Origin of the sequence: Ruminococcus sp. CAG:57, from assembly GCF_000435935.1 — a bacterium.
GTDB lineage: Bacteria > Bacillota > Clostridia > Oscillospirales > Ruminococcaceae > Hominimerdicola > Hominimerdicola aceti.
Map to the genome: position 1 here is coordinate 1 of NZ_FR890746.1, position 1876 is coordinate 1876.

The 1876-nt window shown below is 47.0% G+C and carries 2 protein-coding genes; both read right to left on the reverse strand.

Annotated features, from left to right (window positions below; genetic code table 11):
- Positions 1-96 precede the first annotated feature (96 nt).
- Positions 97-1212: a hypothetical protein gene (locus tag QVO88_RS07800; RefSeq protein WP_022287936.1), complete on the reverse strand. Its 1116-nt coding sequence runs from the start codon at positions 1210-1212 to the stop codon at positions 97-99.
- Between the two features lie 13 nt (positions 1213-1225).
- Positions 1226-1876: hypothetical protein (locus tag QVO88_RS07805; RefSeq protein ID WP_288177891.1), on the reverse strand; the 651-nt coding region annotated here is incomplete at its 5' end.

Genomic DNA, 1876 nt, shown 5'->3' on the forward strand with positions numbered 1-1876 from the left:
AAAAAATGAAGTAAAGTCACTAAATTTAAGGTAAAAAAAAGCAGCCTTCCGACTCCTTAAAAAGCCGAAAAGCTGCCATAACAAAATTCAAAAATATCAGCTCAGCGAACTAATATAATACCCTAGTGTACTCTTAGGATTAAGCTCCGAAAGATCAACAGCTACGCCTACTGCCATGCCTAGCCGCTCGCGGTCTGCCTGCGATACGTCGAACTCTATGCCCCACGCGTTGCCGTCTATGTTTATCCACGCCGTCGGGCCGAACGTTCCGCCGTCAAGCGTTGCGCCCTCCAGGCTCGGGCAAATGGCTTTCAGCTCGTTGTACGTCATTCCAACCTGCACGCCCTCGGTGATGTATCCGCCCGGCGTGACGTGTATCGCGTACGGAAAATCAAGCGTGCCGATGTTCTGTATGTCCATGGTGTAAAAGCCTATCTTCGTGTTCGGGTACACGTCGTCGTTCTCCACAGCGATGATGTTTTCCTGCCCCACTGATATAAAATCCATGCTGAAATCGTCGCCCAGTTCGGCAAAAATATCGTCCGCCGTTTCGTAGATAAGGTCGTTCGCATACACCGTGTCGTCGTAAATGTCATACGGCGCAAGCGTGGTCACGGGCTTAGTCGTGGTCGCCTCGGCGGTCGTTGTGGTGGTAGTTTCCGTCGGCTGAGCGGCGCTGTCAGATTTTTCGTCTGCCGAACTTCCGCCAACTTCGATAAGAAAAGTCGCCGAATGTTCGTCACCGTCTGAATCATAATGGCTCTCAGTGATCCTGAAATCGCCCGCATTGTCCACACCAATGCAAGCCTGAGCCTTGCAGGTGCTTCCGATAGGCGCTTCATTTGGGTTTCTCGCAACGTCGCCCGGGTAACTGTAACCCATAACGCCATTGCTGTCTATTATGGTGTCCTCCATGTCGAAGAAAATGCCCTTTGCTATGCCGTCCTCGTCCTCGTAACCGATGTTTGTATATTCGTAGTCCACGATATAGACCGCCGCAGGATTTTCGTCCGCATACTCATTGCGCTCAGCCGTTTCCGTGACGCCTGTAACGGTAAGCGACCACTGCCCGTCAACTGTCCAAGTTTCGCCAATGGTGTAGTAGTCTTTCTTCATGCTTTTTTTGCCACTGCCTGAATCGCTGTCTGAGCAAGCGGTGAGCAGCACCACCGCACCCGCGAGGACTGCTGCTGTTAGTTTTTTTATGGTCATTTGGTGATACCCCCTATATCTTGATCTCGATAGCTAGCAGTTTCTCCTCAGTTTTCTCGACCTCTTCAAGAACCGTGCTTCTCGTTCTTACAATGTACTTGTCAACCGTTTCATGAAGGTCATTTTTGATATCTTTTGCTCTCTTTATGTTTATCTTTATCTCTGCAAAAAGTTTTTTCATAAGCTCTTTGGTAACGTCCTGGTTCATGAATTTCAGTATTTTTCCCGTCGATTCGGCGATCCTTTCCACCTGCTGACTTACTTCTTCTTTGAAAGCCTTTGTTGCGTCAAAAAACATTATCGGGTCGTTCAGCAGTTTTAACGTATCCATACCAAAAACGATCGTGTAATACTCTTTTGACAGCTGCTGATAATAATTATACGCATCGTTAAACTCGCTATTTAGTTTCATTACGGACTTTATAACGAACACGCTGAATTCATTATTTATCTTCTCTTCAAATTCATCCAGCTTATGATGCTTTCGCAGAACAAAGCTTGTACTTGCCACCATATCATGAAGCTTATCGTGCTCGCTGCGAAACATTTCGTTGACGTGCTCTTTTATTTTATACGGCACTTTTACCTTGTAATTGTTCCACAAGTTGCGGATAATGCAGTTTACTACCTCTTTGCGTCCAAACTTCTTTACCTCGCCCGAGAT

What these genes read in the sequence shown, in the direction of transcription:
- QVO88_RS07800 (WP_022287936.1), bottom strand. Translation starts at nt 1,212, where the DNA reads ATGACCATAAAAAAACTAACAGCAGCAGTCCTCGCGGGTGCGGTGGTG.